At 55.0% G+C, this 16,767-nt stretch carries 13 protein-coding genes, 1 tRNA gene and 1 pseudogene; 4 read left to right on the top strand and 11 right to left on the bottom strand.

Annotation, left to right across the window (positions count from 1 at the left end):
• Positions 1 to 59 precede the first annotated feature (59 nt).
• The 4 genes from J7413_RS09610 to J7413_RS09595 all read right to left on the bottom strand — a co-directional run bounded on the left by J7413_RS09610 (position 60) and on the right by J7413_RS09595 (position 8,745).
• On the bottom strand, positions 60 to 425 hold the full coding sequence (locus J7413_RS09610; RefSeq protein WP_209097862.1) for a DUF4189 domain-containing protein: 366 nt from the start codon (positions 423 to 425) through the stop codon (positions 60 to 62).
• Between the two features lie 138 nt (positions 426 to 563).
• Positions 564 to 2,312 (bottom strand): ATP-binding protein, encoded by a 1,749-nt coding sequence (locus tag J7413_RS09605; protein ID WP_209097861.1) that lies wholly within the window; start codon positions 2,310 to 2,312, stop codon positions 564 to 566.
• Positions 2,313 to 2,557: 245 nt separating this feature from the next.
• On the bottom strand, positions 2,558 to 7,096 hold the full coding sequence (gene gltB / locus J7413_RS09600) for a glutamate synthase large subunit (RefSeq protein ID WP_209097860.1): 4,539 nt from the start codon (positions 7,094 to 7,096) through the stop codon (positions 2,558 to 2,560).
• Positions 7,097 to 7,308: 212 nt separating this feature from the next.
• Positions 7,309 to 8,745: an NAD(P)-dependent oxidoreductase gene (locus tag J7413_RS09595; protein ID WP_209097859.1), complete on the bottom strand. Its 1,437-nt coding sequence runs from the start codon at positions 8,743 to 8,745 to the stop codon at positions 7,309 to 7,311.
• 218 nt (positions 8,746 to 8,963) lie between these two features.
• On the opposite strand from J7413_RS09595, the gene J7413_RS09590 reads away from it, so the two are divergent.
• Positions 8,964 to 9,767 carry an undecaprenyl-diphosphate phosphatase gene (locus J7413_RS09590; protein ID WP_209097858.1) on the top strand — a complete coding sequence of 268 codons (804 nt, stop codon included), beginning with the start codon at positions 8,964 to 8,966 and terminating at the stop codon, positions 9,765 to 9,767.
• Between the two features lie 62 nt (positions 9,768 to 9,829).
• Here the strand turns inward: J7413_RS09590 and rpsT are convergent, their stop codons facing one another.
• The 7 genes from rpsT to fliF all read right to left on the bottom strand — a co-directional run bounded on the left by rpsT (position 9,830) and on the right by fliF (position 14,731).
• Complete coding sequence (gene rpsT / locus J7413_RS09585; RefSeq protein ID WP_209097857.1) at positions 9,830 to 10,093, bottom strand: 30S ribosomal protein S20; 264 nt, start codon at positions 10,091 to 10,093, stop codon at positions 9,830 to 9,832.
• A gap of 223 nt (positions 10,094 to 10,316) precedes the next feature.
• Positions 10,317 to 10,393: transfer RNA gene (locus J7413_RS09580), tRNA-Pro, on the bottom strand.
• Between the two features lie 56 nt (positions 10,394 to 10,449).
• Entirely contained in the window at positions 10,450 to 11,400 is a 951-nt protein-coding gene (locus tag J7413_RS09575; RefSeq protein ID WP_209097856.1) for a DMT family transporter, read from the bottom strand.
• Between the two features lie 89 nt (positions 11,401 to 11,489).
• Positions 11,490 to 12,179 (bottom strand): flagellar type III secretion system pore protein FliP, encoded by a 690-nt coding sequence (gene fliP / locus J7413_RS09570; protein ID WP_247743455.1) that lies wholly within the window; start codon positions 12,177 to 12,179, stop codon positions 11,490 to 11,492.
• A 47-nt stretch (positions 12,180 to 12,226) separates the two neighbouring features.
• A complete protein-coding gene (locus J7413_RS09565; RefSeq protein ID WP_209097854.1) occupies positions 12,227 to 12,508 on the bottom strand; it encodes a FliM/FliN family flagellar motor C-terminal domain-containing protein in 282 nt (93 codons plus the stop codon).
• Entirely contained in the window at positions 12,501 to 13,097 is a 597-nt protein-coding gene (locus tag J7413_RS09560; protein ID WP_209097853.1) for a hypothetical protein, read from the bottom strand. The genes J7413_RS09565 and J7413_RS09560 overlap by 8 nt, the downstream gene beginning before the upstream one ends.
• Positions 13,097 to 14,731, bottom strand: coding sequence for a flagellar basal-body MS-ring/collar protein FliF (gene fliF, locus J7413_RS09555; RefSeq protein ID WP_247743454.1), 1,635 nt, complete (start codon positions 14,729 to 14,731; stop codon positions 13,097 to 13,099). Before fliF ends, J7413_RS09560 begins: the two co-directional genes overlap by 1 nt.
• Positions 14,732 to 14,872: 141 nt before the next feature.
• Here fliF and J7413_RS09550 point away from each other — a divergent pair, with 141 nt between their 5' ends.
• The 3 genes and pseudogenes from J7413_RS09550 to J7413_RS09540 all read left to right on the top strand — a co-directional run bounded on the left by J7413_RS09550 (position 14,873) and on the right by J7413_RS09540 (position 16,715).
• A complete protein-coding gene (locus J7413_RS09550) occupies positions 14,873 to 15,367 on the top strand; it encodes a flagellar basal body-associated FliL family protein (RefSeq protein ID WP_209097851.1) in 495 nt (164 codons plus the stop codon).
• A gap of 11 nt (positions 15,368 to 15,378) precedes the next feature.
• Positions 15,379 to 15,657, top strand: a pseudogene (locus J7413_RS09545) (hypothetical protein); the annotation flags it as partial.
• Between the two features lie 404 nt (positions 15,658 to 16,061).
• The gene (locus tag J7413_RS09540; RefSeq protein ID WP_247743435.1) at positions 16,062 to 16,715 is read left to right on the top strand and encodes a hypothetical protein; all 654 of its coding nucleotides are present in this window, start codon (positions 16,062 to 16,064) and stop codon (positions 16,713 to 16,715) included.
• Positions 16,716 to 16,767 lie beyond the last annotated feature (52 nt).

The raw sequence follows: 16,767 nt of genomic DNA, 5'->3' as shown, positions 1-16,767 counted from the left end.
TGCGCATAGGGACTAGAGCTTCGCCGCTGCTCTGGCAAGACGCGCATGCAAATCACCGCCTAAGGCGAGCACGCCCAAGCCCGCACTTCACAGCTCGCGCCATAGCCCTCACAAAAGGCCAGGGCCACATCCTGTGCTTCAATGCGCGAGTAGCTTTCCCCAAAGCCCCATTGCCCGCTTGGGCCCTGCGCCATGGCTCCACACCCATTGTAAAAGGTCTGCACCGTGTCGCAATTGTCGTCACAGATCGCCTGCACCTGCCTCTGCGCCAAGGCTTCGGAATATTGCCCATGAGCATACCCCCGCGCACCATCAGGGCCAACACCAACAGCGCCCCAACACCGCGCAAATCCACATTGCTGCGCGTGGCTTTGCCCAGCCGCAACAATCGAAAGCACCGCACAAAGAACAGCCCATCGTTTCAAGACACGTCACCTCCAGATCAAAGAGTGGCGCAACATTCTGTTCACGCGAAAAAGAGAGGCTCAGTCTACCGGGATCAGGTTAAAAATTTGGTGGGAACAAGCAGATATCTGAACGCACGATCCGCCGCCATCGGGCGATCACCCGTATTTGTGGATCATCGCCTCCAGCGACTTCACATCAAATGGCTTTGACAGATAGTCTGTCATCCCCCAGCTGAGACATTTTTCCTGGTCGCCATTCATTGCATTCGCTGTCAACGCGATGATTGGCAAAGATCGGGATGCAGGATCACGTCCTTCGCGTTCACGAATGATCTGGGTCGCTGTATAGCCATCCATTTCCGGCATCATGCAATCCATAAAGACCAGATCGTAGGCTTCGGCGCTGATACGATCTACCCCCTCTTGCCCATTGCTGGCTGTATCAACATCACAGTTCAACGATTGCAAAAATTTCTGCGCAATCGTCCGGTTCACCGCAGAATCTTCCACCAAAAGAACCCGCCGCTTTGCACGCAAAGTGCCATCTGCCGCACCATAGGTGACACCCTCTGCGCCATGCACGCTTTCTTCGCAGCGGATGGCCGGGATCTCAAACCAGAAAACGGCGCCCTCACCGAGCGCGCTTTCCACCCCGATTTGCCCCCCCATGGCCTCGACCAAACGCTTGCATATGGCAAGACCCAGCCCGGTTCCGCCAAATCTTCTGGTTGTCGACGCATCCGCCTGTCGAAACAGCTCGAAAATCGCCTCGTGGTGTTCGCGTGCAATACCGATTCCGCTGTCTTTGATTTCAAAGCGTAGGACAGGCTGCGCTGCCGGCGAAGACGTTTCAGAGACACGGACCTCAATACTGCCTTCAGAGGTGAATTTGACGGCATTGCCAACCAAATTGAAAATGATCTGCTTCACCCGCATGAAATCCAGAAGGTAGCCGTCAGAAACATCATCAGAAACAGTCAGATTGATTGGAACATCTGCGCCCTTTTCTGACACCTGGAACAGCTTACAGGTTTCTTTCAAATGTTCCTTCAGATTGCCCACCTCTGAATTTGGCTTCAGCTGGCCGCTCTCGATAGAGGACAGATCAAGCAAATCGTTCACCAGTGTCAGCAACAATTGCGCCGAGTTCGAACACATCTCATTCAGCTCCCGCTGATCTGTGCTCAAACTTGTATTGGAAAGCAGATGCGCCGTGCCAATGATGCCATTCAGCGGTGTCCGAAGTTCATGGCTCATGGCCGCCAGAAAGCGCGTCTTTAGCGTGTTGGCGTCTTCGGCTTTTTCCTTTTGCAACTGCAATTCCGCCGTGCGCGTTTCAACTTGTTTGGCCAGTGAAGCATTCGCAGACTTCAAATCTTCTTCGAACTTTTTACGCTCCAGAATAAAGCCAACCGTGTTGCCCAATGATTCAATAATATCGGTTTCCAGTTCACTCGGCGCACGGGGCTCCTTGAAGTAAACGGCAAATGTCCCCAGCAGGCTGTTATCTTGGGACAGCATAGGTTGCGACCAACAGGCCATATATCCACAAATGGGCTGCAATTCGCGATACTCTGCCCATAAAGGGTGGGTCAAAATGTTGTCGACAATGATCTGTTCTTTCAGAAATGCCGCTGTGCCACAGGACCCGGTATTCGCACCAATCGGCAGGGGATTTATCAGACTGATATAGTCCGGACTAAGCCGCGATCCTGCGCCAAAAAACAGCTCGTTTCCCTCGCCTTTCAACATAATACTGACGGCGTGGTGATCGTGCAGCGCGTCCAAACGATCAGTAAGCGTGCTCAGCAAAACGTCCAGAGACTGGCCAGATTGCGCCTCCTTCAGAAAGTGGTTCTGAATTTCAAGGATTTCTTTCCAAGCACTGAACAAACTCGACGACATATGAGGTACTCTTTCAAATTCAGGTAACGGCCAGCGGCTATCCCAACTTCGTTAATTTAAGGGATAAGGCTAAAAAATACTTAACCCGACAAGGGTAAATGCTTCTTAGATCAGGTTTTACACACACAATTTCGGCACCAGTTTCAAAGGGAAAACTACGGCACGGCGGGACACGCGCGCCGCATAAAACAAAAACCCCCGCCAGCCAACGCCAGCGGGGGTGTTTTTTTGTCGCTGTTCCAGAATTATTCCGCTGGAACCGCAGTGCTTTCCGCGCTCAGAGGATGCGGGATATGCACCAGCATCTCTTTCGGGCAGACCTGCAGGAAGTTGGCTTTTTCCACATCCCAGTGTTGCAGGATGTCACGCGCTTTGGCGCTGCCGGTCTCGGCCACATGGCGTTCAATCAAACCTTTCAGCTGATCTTCCCAGTGCTGCACCGTCACCGGGCAGGTCACCAGCGTTTCCATGTTCATGACATCCTCGGCTTTGCCCTCCGGATCATAGAGATAGGCCATGCCGCCGGTCATGCCTGCGCCGAAGTTTGCGCCGATCTCCCCAAGGATCACGGCCACGCCGCCGGTCATGTATTCACACCCACAGGCGCCACAGCCCTCGACCACCACTTTCGCACCGGAGTTGCGCACCGCAAAGCGCTCGCCTGCGCGGCCCGCGGCAAACAGGTGCCCGTCGGTCGCGCCATAAAGCACGGTGTTGCCGATGATGGTGTTGTCGGCCGCTGTCAGCGGGCTCGCCATTGGCGGGCGCACCACCACGGTGCCACCCGACAGACCTTTGCCCACATAGTCGTTGGCATCGCCGGACACTTCGATCTTCAGGCCCGGTGCCGCAAAGGCGCCCAGAGACTGCCCCGCAGAGCCAGTGAGCTTCACGGTCAGGTGGTCTTCCTGCAGCGTGTTACGCATGCCGAAGTTGCGCACGATGTGGCTAGAGGTGCGTGTGCCCACGGTCCGGTGCGTGTTCTGCACCGCATAGGACAGCTGCATCTTCTCGCCTTCCTCAAGGAAGCGCGCCGCATCCCGCACGATCTCCGCATCCAGCGTGTCAGGCACGTAGTTGCGGTCTTTGTCGCGGTTGTAGACGATGTCATGCGCGCCATCGACAGTGATCAGCAGCGGGTTGAGATCAAGATCGTCAAGATGTGCAGAGCCACGGCTCACCTGCGCCAGCAGGTCAGCACGGCCAATGACCTCATCCAGGCTGCGCGCACCGATCGAGGCGAGGATTTCCCGCACTTCGGTGGCGTAGAAGGTGATCAGGTTCACAACCTTGTCCGCAGAGCCGGTGTATTTCGCACGCAGGCTTTCATCCTGTGTACAAACCCCAACCGGGCAGGTGTTGGACTGGCACTGACGCACCATGATACAGCCCATCGCGATCAGTGCCGCGGTGCCGATGCCGTATTCTTCAGCCCCCATCATCGCCGCCATCACGATGTCACGCCCCGTGCGCAGACCACCATCGGTCCGCAGCGTCACCCGCTCGCGCAGGTTGTTCATCGCCAGCACCTGATGCGCCTCGGTCAGACCCATCTCCCACGGCAGACCCGCGTGTTTGATCGAGGTCGCCGGGCTCGCACCCGTGCCGCCATTGTGGCCCGAGATCAGGATGATGTCGGCCTTCGCCTTCGCCACACCAGCCGCAATTGTGCCCACACCGGACGAAGCCACCAGCTTCACCGTCACCTTACAGCGCGGGTTGATCTGCTTGAGGTCATAGATCAGCTGCGCCAGATCTTCGATGGAATAGATATCATGGTGCGGCGGCGGGGAGATCAGCGTCACGCCTTTGGTGGAGTGGCGCAGGCGGGCGATCAGGTCGGTGACCTTCATCCCCGGCAGCTGGCCGCCTTCACCGGGCTTTGCACCCTGCGCCACCTTGATCTCCAGCTCTTCACACTGGTTCAGATACTCTGCGGTCACACCAAACCGGCCAGAAGCCACCTGCTTGATCTTCGCAGAGGGGTTGTCGCCATTTGGCTCTGGCACAAAATGCGCCGGATCTTCGCCGCCCTCACCGGAGTCAGACTTCGCGCCAATCCGGTTCATCGCCACGTTCAGCGTCTTATGCGCCTCAGGGCTCAGCGCCCCCAGCGACATGCCCGGCGTCACAAAACGCTTGCGGATCGCGGTGATGCTTTCGACCTCTTCAATCGGCACAGGCTTGCCAATCGCCTTGATGTCGAGCAGATCGCGCAGGTGGATCGGCGGGTTCGCCTGCATCTTTGCGGAGTACTGCTTCCACAGCTGATAAGACGCGCGGTTACAGGCTGCCTGCATCATATGCATGCTCTGCGCGCCCCAGGCATGGGTCTCGCCAGATTTCCGCGCCTTGTAGAAACCACCAATCGGCAGCACATCAACACCAGAGAGGAAGCCCTTGGCGTGCACTTCTTCGATTTTCTTCTGAATGCCGCTCACACCGATGCCGGAAATCCGGCTGGTCATGCCGGGGAAATATTCCGCACACATGGCACGGGACAGACCCACCGCTTCAAAGTTCAGACCACCGCGATAGGAGGAAATCACCGAGATCCCCATCTTCGCCATGATCTTCAGAAGGCCCTGATCAATCGCCTCACGATAGCGCGCGACATTCTCGGTCAGCGTGCCATCTGCCAGACCACGCTCAATGCGATCCGCCAGCGTGTCTTCTGCCAAGTAGGCGTTCACCACCGTCGCACCTGCACCGATCAGCACCGCAAAGTAATGCGGGTCGATACATTCAGCGGAGCGCACGTTCAGCGAGCAGAAGGTCCGCAGGCCCTTGCGGGTCAAATGGCTGTGCACCGCGCTGGTGGCGAGGATCATCGGCATGGCAACCTTGTCGGCACCCTGCGCCTCATCAGACAGCACAATGTGGCCCGCACCGGAACGCACCGCGTCTTCGGCCTCTGCGCGGATGCGCTCAAGCCCCACCTGCAGCGCACGGGAATCCGCGCCAGCATCAAAGGTACAATCGATGCGCACCACCGTGTCATCAAACGCCTCAAGCAACCGCGCAAACTGCGCATTGGCCACAAACGGGCTGTCGAGCACAGCGATTTCGGTCTGGCTGCCGTCTTCATCCAGCACGTTCTTCAGATTGCCAAACCGGGTCTTCAGGCTCATCACGCGGTATTCGCGCAGGCTGTCGATCGGCGGGTTGGTCACCTGAGAGAAGTTCTGGCGGAAGAAATGGCTCAGCGGACGGTACATGTTGGACAGAACCGCAGACGGCGTGTCATCGCCCATAGAGGCCAGCGCCTCTTTGCCATCCTCAGCCATCGGCGCGAGGATCTGCTCGATCTCTTCCATGGAGAAGCCCGCCGCGATCTGACGCGCACGCAGCTCTTCGCCAGTGAAAGTCGCGGTTTCAGTCACCGCATCCAGCTCTCCTGACAGATCACGGATCTTGCCAACCCACTCGCCATAGGGGCGCGCATTGGCCAATTTGTCCTTGATCTCCGTGTCGTGGTAAAGCTTGCCCTCTTTCATATCCACAGCCAGAAGCTGACCCGGACCAAGCGCACCCTTTTCCACCACGGTGGCTTCATCAATCGGCACCATGCCGGCCTCAGAACCAGAAATCAGCAGGCCATCACCCGTCACAACATAGCGCATCGGGCGCAGGCCGTTGCGGTCCAGACCGGCACAAACCCAGCGACCATCGGTCATCGCCAGCGCGGCGGGGCCATCCCATGGCTCCATCACAGAGTTGCAATAGGAATACATGTCGCGCCATGCCTGCGGCAGCTCCACCGCCTGCTTGGACCAGCTTTCCGGCACCAGCATGGTTTTCGCCATGGGCGCAGAACGGCCTGCACGCACCAGCACCTCAAACACACCATCCAGTGCCGCAGAGTCAGAGGCCCCACCCGGCACAATCGGTTTGATGTCTTCGGCGTAATCCCCAAAGCTGTCAGAGGCCATGCGGATTTCATGGCTCTTCATCCAGTTCAGGTTGCCTTTCAGCGTGTTAATCTCACCGTTGTGCGCGAGCATGCGGAACGGCTGTGCCAGCCACCACTGCGGGAAGGTGTTGGTGGAATAGCGCTGGTGATAAAGTGCAAAGGCACTTTCAAAACGCTCATCCATCAGGTCGGGGTAAAACACCGCCACCTGTTCCGCCAGCATCATGCCTTTGTAGATGATCGAGCGGCAGGACAGCGACGCGATATACAGCTCACCAATATTGGCCGCCAATGCCGCTTTTTCGATGCGACGGCGGATCACGTAAAGCTCGCGTTCAAAGGTGTCTTCGTCCACACCTTTGGAGTTGGAGATCAGGATCTGCTCAATCTCTGGGCGGGTGGCATTTGCCTTTTCGCCAAGACAGGTCACATCCACCGGCACGTGACGCCAGCCATAGATGCGATAGCCCATTTTCAGAACTTCGGTTTCCACGATGGTCCGGCAGTGCTCCTGCGCGCCGAAATCCGTCCGTGGCAGGAAGACCTGACCAACCGCGATCAGTTCGTCTTTATTTGGCTCATGGCCCGTGCGTTCGATCTGGTCGTAAAAGAAAGGCACAGGGATCTGCACGTGAATACCCGCGCCATCTCCGGTCTTGCCATCCGCATCAACAGCACCGCGGTGCCAGATCGCTTTCAATGCGGTGATGCCCGCTTCCACAACTTTGCGGCTTGGCTTGCCGTCGATGGACACCACAAGCCCCACACCACAGGAGGAGTGCTCCTCCTGCTCAGAGTAGAGGCCATTTTCGGCCATCCACTCGCGCTTGGCTTCCTCGGCTCTGACCCAGTTCTGATCAAATTTGGTCATTGGCTGTCTCCATATTTCGCACCGGTTTTCCTTGTCAGGCGAAAGTCGTAACCTTCTTCCGGCGGTTTGCGCTTCAGGTGCGGGGCACCAAATAGTCAGCGCGACTGTCTTATTAACTTTTTTCTGCCGTTTTTCGCACCGTCGCGATACCGACGCAGGGCCGACGCGATACCGACATTCGGTTTTTCACCGAATGTCAGCGGCGTTAACGATTATTCGGCAGCTACGGCCTGCTGGTCGCCAAAGCGTTCGATGATCGCATCTGCGCAATCCCGTCCATCCTTGATCGCCCAGACCACAAGGCTTGCACCGCGCACGATATCGCCCACCGCGTAAACCCCATCCAGATCAGTGGCACCCGTGGTGAACTGTGCTTTCACAGTGCCCCAGCGAGTCACTTCCAGCTCTGGCTGACCCCAAAGGGTCGGCAGGTCTTCCGGTTCAAAGCCCAGCGCCTTGATGACCAGATCGGCCTCTTCCACATAGTCTGCGCCTTCGATCACCTCAGGGCTTTGACGGCCAGAGGCATCCGGCTGACCAAGGCGCATTTTCTGCACCATTACGCCATCAACTTTGTCAGAGCCCGTGAAGCCTTTCGGCGCCGACAGCCAGACAAATTCCACGCCTTCTTCTTCGGCGTTCTGTGTTTCCCGCTGAGAGCCCGGCATATTCGCTTTGTCGCGGCGATAGAGACATTTCACGCTCTCGGCACCCTGACGGATCGCCGTGCGCACACAGTCCATCGCGGTGTCGCCACCGCCGATCACCACAACCTTTTTGCCCTCTGCATTCAGCTCACCGCTCTCGATCTCAGGCACGGTGTCGCCAAAGTTCAGTCGGTTGGAGGCGGTGAGGTAGTCAATCGCTTTCACGATACCCTCTGCACCGGCGCCGGGGCCTTGCAAATCACGGCTTTTGTAGACGCCTGTTGCAATGATCACAGCGTCATGCGCATCACGGATCTCTTGGAACGAAATGTCCTCACCCACATTGCAGTTCAGCTTGAAAGTGACACCGCCATCTTCCAGCAACTGGTTGCGGCGCATCACCACGTCTTTTTCCAGTTTGAAGCCCGGAATGCCGTAGGTCAGCAGGCCGCCTGCGCGGTCATAGCGGTCATAGATGGTGACCTGAAACCCTGCGCGGCGCAGACGATCAGCCGCTGCCAGGCCACCGGGGCCCGCGCCGATGATACCCACGCTCTCGCCACGCTCTTCGCTTGGCGCCAGCGCGTCCACCCAGCCGTTTTCCCAAGCCGTATCCGTGATGTATTTTTCAACAGAGCCGATGGTCACTGTGCCATGGCCGGACTGCTCAATCACACAATTGCCCTCACACAGACGGTCCTGCGGGCAAATACGGCCACAGATCTCTGGGAAAGTGTTCGTGGCCTGACTAACAGCGTAGGCTTCCTTGAGACGACCCGTCGCCGTCAGGTTCAGCCAATCGGGAATATTGTTGTGCAGCGGGCAGTGGCTTTGACAGTACGGCACACCACACTGGCTGCACCGACTTGCCTGCTCTTCTGCTTTCGCCTTCGCGAATTCCGCATAAATTTCGTTGAAGTCGTCCTTACGCACAGTCGCGTCACGCTTCTCCGGCATGTCGCGTTCAACAGTTACAAATTTCAACATAGGTTGCTTGGCCATGCCAGCTGCCTCCCAATTTTTGAGTCCCCGCTATGTAAATAATTTCCACACGGCATAAAAGTCATAACAGCTGACCTTTATTTCGTTTTTTTGACCTTTTGAAGTGCGCGGCGTGTAAAATCTTCAAAAATAAAGTCCGATATGAGACTAAATTCTATGTTCCCCTTGATTCATTGGGCCTTTATACCTCCATTGATTAGAGCGAGGTTGTGCAGATTATGGCACTTTTTCACATATTTTTGGTGGCAATCATTCAAGGCATAACTGAATTTCTTCCAGTTAGCTCATCAGGACACCTGATTCTCCTTTCCAAGGTCACACCACTTCCAGACCAAGGACTGGCTATAGACGTGGCTGCGCACGTGGGAACGCTGGGCGCCGTGGTCATTTACTTCTGGAAGGATGTTCGTAGTGCGGTGGTGGGACTTCCACGGCTTGCAACAGGTCAAATCGACACTGAAGGATCGCAGCTTGCATTCTTACTCATTGTCGCAACAGTCCCCGTGATTATTGCGGGACTTTTGTTGAAGGTCAGTGGACTTAACGAAATGATGCGCTCCATCAGTGTGATCGGATGGACTATGATACTCTTTGGGTTGGTCCTCTGGTGGGCAGATCGTTACAGTGGTCAGGCCAAAACCGACAAAGACTGGAATTTGACAGACGCTTGGAAACTCGGGATGTGGCAAGCGATTGCCCTGATCCCCGGAACATCCCGCTCAGGCATTACAATCACTGGCGCAAGACGCCTTGGCTATGCCCGTACAGACGCAGCCAAGCTTGCGATGCTGATGTCGATACCCACAATTCTTGCAAGCGGAGCACTACTGTCCATCGACGTTGCAACTCAATCGGACATCACGATCCTGCGCGACGGCGCGATCGCTGCCGTATTCTCATTTTTTGCAGCTCTGGTCGCATTAATCCTGATGATGCGCCTGCTGCGCGCCATCAGTTTCACACCGTATGTTGTCTATCGCATCCTGCTGGGTATTGCGTTGCTCAGCTTTGCGTACAGCTGACTATCACACAAAAAAACGCCGCTAAAACAGCGGCGTTTTTTCCTAGTACTATAAACACTGACTTATGCCAGAGCTTTCACGCGAGATGCCAAACGAGACATTTTACGGGAAGCGGTGTTCTTGTGATAAACGCCTTTGCTCACACCACGCATCAATTCTGGCTGAGCGGCGCGAAGAGCTGCGACAGCTGCTTCTTTGTCGCCAGATTCGATTGCTTCTTCTACTTTGCGCAAGAAAGTACGAATGCGCGAGCGGCGCGCTTTGTTGACTTCGAGACGACGTTCATTCTGACGAGCGCGCTTCTTGGCTTGGGGTGAATTTGCCATGATCTTTTACCCTTTGTGTATCGGTGCGTTTCTAGTGCGTGCGACGACCGAACGGGCCTATCTCTATCGAGAATCAGATCAAGCCTAAGCGGGCTGCACGCGCATGTATGACGAGGGCTTATACCGAGATTCTCAAGATGTACAATGGCAAATCGCTCGACGAGACCTCCAGTATTGCCCGTCTACTGAAAGAGCGCGCAGCAATCTCAAAGATCTCTCAGTCTGGTCGGAGTGAGAGGATTCGAACCTCCGACCCCTGCCTCCCGAAGACAGTGCTCTACCAGGCTGAGCTACACTCCGACCGTGCGGCGCGGGATAGTGGTTACGCAAATTTTTGGCAAGGCCCCTTAGACTTATCAAGACCGCGGGTTGTCAGACCGCTTCAATGCGAGACTGACCCGCATGCTGCTGGGTGAAATACCACGCGAGCGTGTACGCAGAACGGGAGTTTGTTCAGAGGTGCCTCCCACCGCCTCACGCGCGATAATGAAGAGACCACTGGCGACAATGATCGCAGCACCAAGCATCGTCGGCAGATCAGGTGACTCACCAAAAAACAGCATTCCAAAAATCACTGCCCAAATGATTTGTGAATATTGCATCGGCGCCACCAGCGCCGCTTCGCCGATCGTATAGGCATAGACAAGCAAAAGCGTCGCGCAAAACCCAAATAGAGAGACAAATGCCATACCACCGAGATCGATCAACTGCATAGGTTGATAAACAAATGTAAGTGCCACAGACATCAAGGCCACACTGCCAAGAAGGGGGTAGAGCATCAGCACCACACGGCGTTCTTCACGGCCGATTTTTCGAACAATCACGGACTGGAACGCAGTGCTCAGCGCGGTGATGATTGCTGCGGCATGACCCAAATTGAGTTCCGTTGCCCCGGGCCTCACAACAATCAATACGCCACCAAGACCCAATACAACCGCCAACATTCGCCAAAGCCCGACTTTCTCTTTCAGAATCGGAATCGAGATCAACGTAATCAGCAAAGGAGACGAAAACAGAATTGCATACACCTGCGCCAGCGGTAGGCGCGTGAAAGCATAAAATCCTGCAACCGGTGCGACAACAACGCAAAGGGATCGCAACGCCACCCACCAGGGATGCACGGGACGTAAATTGCCTTGCGTGGGATCACGCACGAGCATGATTGTGACCAGCGGAAATGAGAACAGCGACGCAAAGAACACGATTTGGAACGGCGAATAAGTAGCCCCCAAAAGCTTCGCCACCACATCGTGCGTGGAAAACAGCGCAAAGGCCAACAGCGCCAACAAAGTTGCCTTAAAGTTCATGAGGCTCGCTACCGAATTTTCTTTTCACGCCATATTCCAAATAGCATGCACCGCTTCAAAGACAAAAGCGATACATGCAAGCTTCAGCGTTAGAAATAGCTCCGAACTAGACTGCCTGCGATCAAACTCCACCCATCAGCGATTACAAAAAAGCTCAGCTTGAACGGCAAAGACACGATAGCTGGAGGCACCATCATCATGCCCATTGACATCAACACCGCTGCAACCACCAGATCGATGATCAGGAAAGGCAAAAAGATCAAGAACCCAATCTGAAAAGCCCTGGCAATTTCTGAGAGCATGAAGCTCGGCACAAGAACAGAAAGAGGTGCATCCGGTCCGGGTGCAAGTTCCGCAGTGTCTGGCCGCAAAGCCGCCAAGTGCAGAAACGTGTCAGGATCCAAACGAGAGGACATAAACAGGCGGAAAGGCTCTGTCGTCCGCTGAAACGCAGTTTCTATGTCTATCAACTCGTCAAGCAACGGTTGCACACCCGTCGTCCAAGCCTGCATGAAGACTGGCTCCATTACATAATATGTAAGGAACATGGCCAGCGAAACCATCATCATGTTGGGCGGAGACTGCTGCAGACCTATGGCTTGTCGCAAAATCGAGAGCACCGTCACAATGAACGGGAAACATGTCACCATGATCGCGATACCCGGCGCCAGGCTGAGTACCGTAATCAATAGAAATATTTGAATGCTGCGCGCCGTTAGCGATCCATCGCTCCCTATGGAAAGGGCTGCATCTTGCGCAGACGCAGGATCCACCTGCATCAGGAGAAGGATCAACAGAGCGGCGGCAAAGGAAGCCGCCTTACGCATCATAACCCGCTTTCAAACTCTGCAACTTCGGTCAGGCGCACGGCAAGTTGCCCTTCTTGCCCACCTTCCAGCTCTTCCAACTCACCCCGGGCGATGAGTTTGTCACCAACATAGAGTTCAACAGGGTCGTCCACACGTTTGTCTAGCGGAAGCACCGAGTTGGCGTTCATGTTCAGCAGGTCTCCGATCAACGGCCGTGCTTTGCCCACGGAGATCGTGATTTCCACCGGAACAGAGGTGAATGGGTTTGCGGAATCGGATTTCATCATTGGATCAGCCATTCTGGGCCTCCTTGCGGGTTTCATGTGTGAACGCTTTCAAGGCTTCTGCAACGGTGGCCAAAACCTCGCTCATATCCAGCAAGCGTTCGCGTTCTGCAAATTCGAATCTGATTTGTCCTTCGCCGAGGCTTTCGTCGCGGACGACCTCGACAGGCAATTGTGGTTTTTCCGGCATCACATCAATCACCGGCTGATAGGCATCTGGCGCAGCGGATAGGATCACAGGCGTTTCGCTGCTCTCGCGCACGATCGAATTAAGCTGCTCCACCGCCATTGCACCGATCGCCTGGCGCGCCAGTTCCGGAAGAACTGTCATGATCGCCTTCTCTATTGTTGGAGCCATATCGGCAATGATGGCCTCGCGCGCCTCATGATATGTGAAGGACAGGTCCTGAAGTTTACGTGCAAGTTCCGCTGACATGCTCGCATGCTCTTCAGACTTCGCGCTTATCGCATCATCCCAGCCAGCTTTGTAGCCCTGCTCAAAGCTCTCGAGCATCTCATCTTCATTGCCCTCGACTTCCTCAATCGGCGCAGGCTGCGGTTCAGAAATACCGCCAAAGTCTTCAAATAGGTGGGAAATCGACATTATGCACGCTCCTCCCGATCATCGAGCCAGTGGCGCAGAATTTCCACGGTTTCTTCTTTTCGATCGCTGATCAGAGAGCGTAGGCGGTCTGCGGCTTCAGATTGGGACATCCCATCGCCGCCCATCGCCGTGTCGCCTCCAAGCGCAGGCAGGCCACCAACTTCTCCGCCCATATCACCAAGCGCCATTGGCATACCCATCATGCCATCTCCTCCCATGTCACCCATCATAGGTGCCATCGCAGGGAAGCCCTCATCTCCATCAAGGCCCGGCAGCATCGGGGCGTCTGGCATATCATTCAAATCACCAGCACCTGATCCCCCCGCCAACAATGGGCGAATAACGAAGAGGCCCAAAACAATTGCAACTATTGCAAGAACAGCCGTTTGAATGATGGCCATGAGATCCAGTGTCATCCCCTTAAACATTGAGGACTCCGCCGTTGTGCCCATTGGCAATGCTGGCTGAAAGGTCATGGACTTAAGTGTGATTACATCACCGCGAGCTTCGTCGAATCCGACTGCTGAAGCCACCAACTCTCGCAAAGCGCCCATTTCTTCTTCAGGGCGAGGAACGAATAGTGTTTCGCCTTCCGCTGTCTCAGTGGTGGTGCCATTTACAAGAACCGCGACGGTCATACGGCGGATCGCTCCAGGCTGACGCAGGATTTCTCGCTGTGTTTCGGACACCTCATAGTTAATGCGCTCGCGTGTCTCTCGGTTTTGGTTCGAAGACCCCGCATCACCACCTGCTGCGTCGCCGTCCGGCAGGTTTGATGCAACGGTTACCTGACCGCTGGCATTTGTCGAATCGGTGCTGCGCTCTTCTGTGTCTGTGCTGATGGCAACGCGGCCGCTCGGATCAAAAATGCGCTCCGTGATCGATTCTGTTTCAGTCACCGTTTCAATGCTGACTTCCACAACTGCATTTCCAGGACCAACACGTGCTTCAAGCAGACGCTGCACCGCCAAGCGTGTTTCTTCCTCGCGATTCTCACCAACCTTTGTCGTGGTTTCTTCAGCAACGCCAACCAGCCCACCATTGCCATCAATAATCGCAACGTCTTCTGGCGACAGACCAGAAACGGCTGATGCCACGAGAAATCGTAGGGCTTGGGCATGTTTTGTGGGCAAATCGCCTGCAGCGGTCGTGATTGTCACAGACGCAGACGGTTTGATTTGGCGCTGAAACGGGTTTGAAGAAGCATTTGCAATATGCACCCGTGCCTGACTGATAAGCGGGCTCACAACAATCGTACGTGCAAGCTCACCTTCTTTGGCGCGCCAATAAGCTGCGTCAAACATCTGCGATGTTGTGCCAAAACCTGACAACGAATCGAGAAGCTCATACCCCTGTGTCGTATTCGCTGGCAGCCCCTCGCTTGCCAGTGTCATCCGCAGCTCATCGCGCGCGGAAGATGCGACATAAATAGAGCCGCCACGAACCTCATAAACCGCGCCACGCTGTTCCAGCGCACGAACCACCTCACCAGCAGATCCGCTCTCAAGACCGCTATAAAGCAAAGCCATTCCCGGTTTCGTTGCTACCCGTCCCAAGGAAAGTACTGTTGCAAACACCGCAACGGTGGCCAAGACGACGATAACCTTACGCCGCGAGTCCAACCCAGTCCACATATTCAATAATTGTTGCACGTCTTCACTCCGTGATGCCGCACGTTCTGCACGACCTTGAACTACTCTTTCCACGAACAGGCTTAACAATCGGTTAGTTTCTGTGTGGTTGAACATGCAGGGACAAAGAATTTGGAACCTGCGATGACTGACGAAACTGTCGACACAGAGGAGACGCCAAAAAAGGCGTCAAAACTCCCTTTAATTTTAGGGCTAGTACTGGCTTTGGCTGGCGGCGGCGGCGGCTTTTATGCCGTCTATTCCGGGATGATTTTGGGCAATGATTCTGCTCCAACCGAAGAAGAATCGGTTGAGACGCATGAAGCCGAACCCCTTCCTGACATCACATATGTGGGCCTTGATCCCTTTGTGGTGTCGCTCACATCCGGCGGAAGCTCCGAATATCTACGATTTCGGGCGCAACTAGAAGTTCCAAGCGCACACAAAGAAGAGGTCGAGCGCGTTCTACCGCGCGTTGTGGACGTCTTAAACGGATACCTACGTGCTCTTAGTCCCGCAGACATCGAATCGCCCGACGCATTGGTAAAACTACGCTCCCAAATGCTTCGCCGCGTCCAAATTGTAACCGGCCAAGAACGCGTCTCTGACCTTTTGGTCATGGAATTTGTACTGAACTAAGGAGTCCCGATATGGATTTGATTGCAGATATCTTACTTGTCGCGGGCGCACTTGGTGCAGGACTCTATTGTTATGTCCTGGCGCGCAGACTCGCAAAATTCAATGACCTCGAAGCTGGTGTTGGAGGGGCGGTTGCCGTGCTGTCAGCGCAGGTTGATGACATGACCCGCACCCTTAAAGCCGCACAGCAAACCGCGGGTAAATCAACCGAACGCCTAGAAACGTTGACCGAACGCGCAGAAGGCGTTTCCAAACGTCTCGAATTGATGCTCGCCTCAATGCACGACCTGCAAGACGCAAGCGCAGTGCAAGACGCAAAAACAGAAGCGGAAGCTGCAGAAGAAGCCCTCAAAAAAGAACTTGAGGCAGCCGCGATGCGAAGAGCCGAAAAAGCGGATGCCGAGTCTGAAGCTGAGGAGCCCGACGCTGAACCTCAGCCCGAAGAAGATGAAATTACTGACGAAGATCTGCTCGACCAGGCATTTGAAGCAGAAGTAGACGCCGAAGAAGAAGAGCGCCTGCGTCGTCGTGAAAAGAAAAAGGCCAAGCGCAAGGCGAAGCGTAAAGCTGCCAAAGAAAAAGAAGCGGCCACGCAAACCAAAAAGAAAGGCAAGTCGGGTAAATCAACACCAAATGAGGGCGTAAAAGCCGCCCCAGTCTTTACCCGCCACGTTGCTTAACCGGAGCGAATACGATGACAAAGGCTCAGAAAAAAGCGCCAGTGAAAGCTGGCGCTGCTGACAAAATCCAAAAGTCTAAGCGCAAAGGAAAGACGCAGCGCAAACAGGCGAAAGGCAGCCTGTTCATGATCGCGTCCTTCTTGATCGCTTCTGCAACGCTTCGCGTCGGCGTAGGTGCAACGGAAGCATTGGCGCGAGAAGAGCCGCTCATCGATTCGCCTCAAACTGCAATGGCAGAGCCGCAAGCCTGTGAACACCCTGAAGACATGCGCAAACTGATGTCTGTCTTCGAGGAACGCGAAGCACGCATCGCAAAGCAAGAAGCGGAAATCAAGAATCGCTTGCAAGCGCTGAATATCGCCGATGAAGAAGTTTCTCGCAAAATGGCAGCTCTTGAAGATGCCGAAAATCGTCTACGCGATATGATTTCTATTGCAGAGACAGCCGCAGAAGACGATCTCACGCGCCTCACCGAAGTCTATGAGACTATGAAGCCCAAGAGTGTTGCGCTTCTCTTTGAAGAGATGGATCCGCAATTTGCTGCTGGTTTTATCGGACGCATGAAGCCTGAAGCCGCGGCCGGTATCATGGCAGGTATGAAGCCAGATGCCGCCTACACAATCAGCGTGATTTTGGCCGGTCGAAACGCAAATTCGCCTACTGAATGAGACATTGTTAACCCGCCGCCGCGTATGTTTCCCAAAGACGGGTAATAGGAGT

The organism is Shimia sp. R10_1 (genome assembly GCF_017744095.1).
GTDB lineage: Bacteria > Pseudomonadota > Alphaproteobacteria > Rhodobacterales > Rhodobacteraceae > Shimia.
This window is presented reverse-complemented; position numbering and strand designations above follow the sequence as displayed.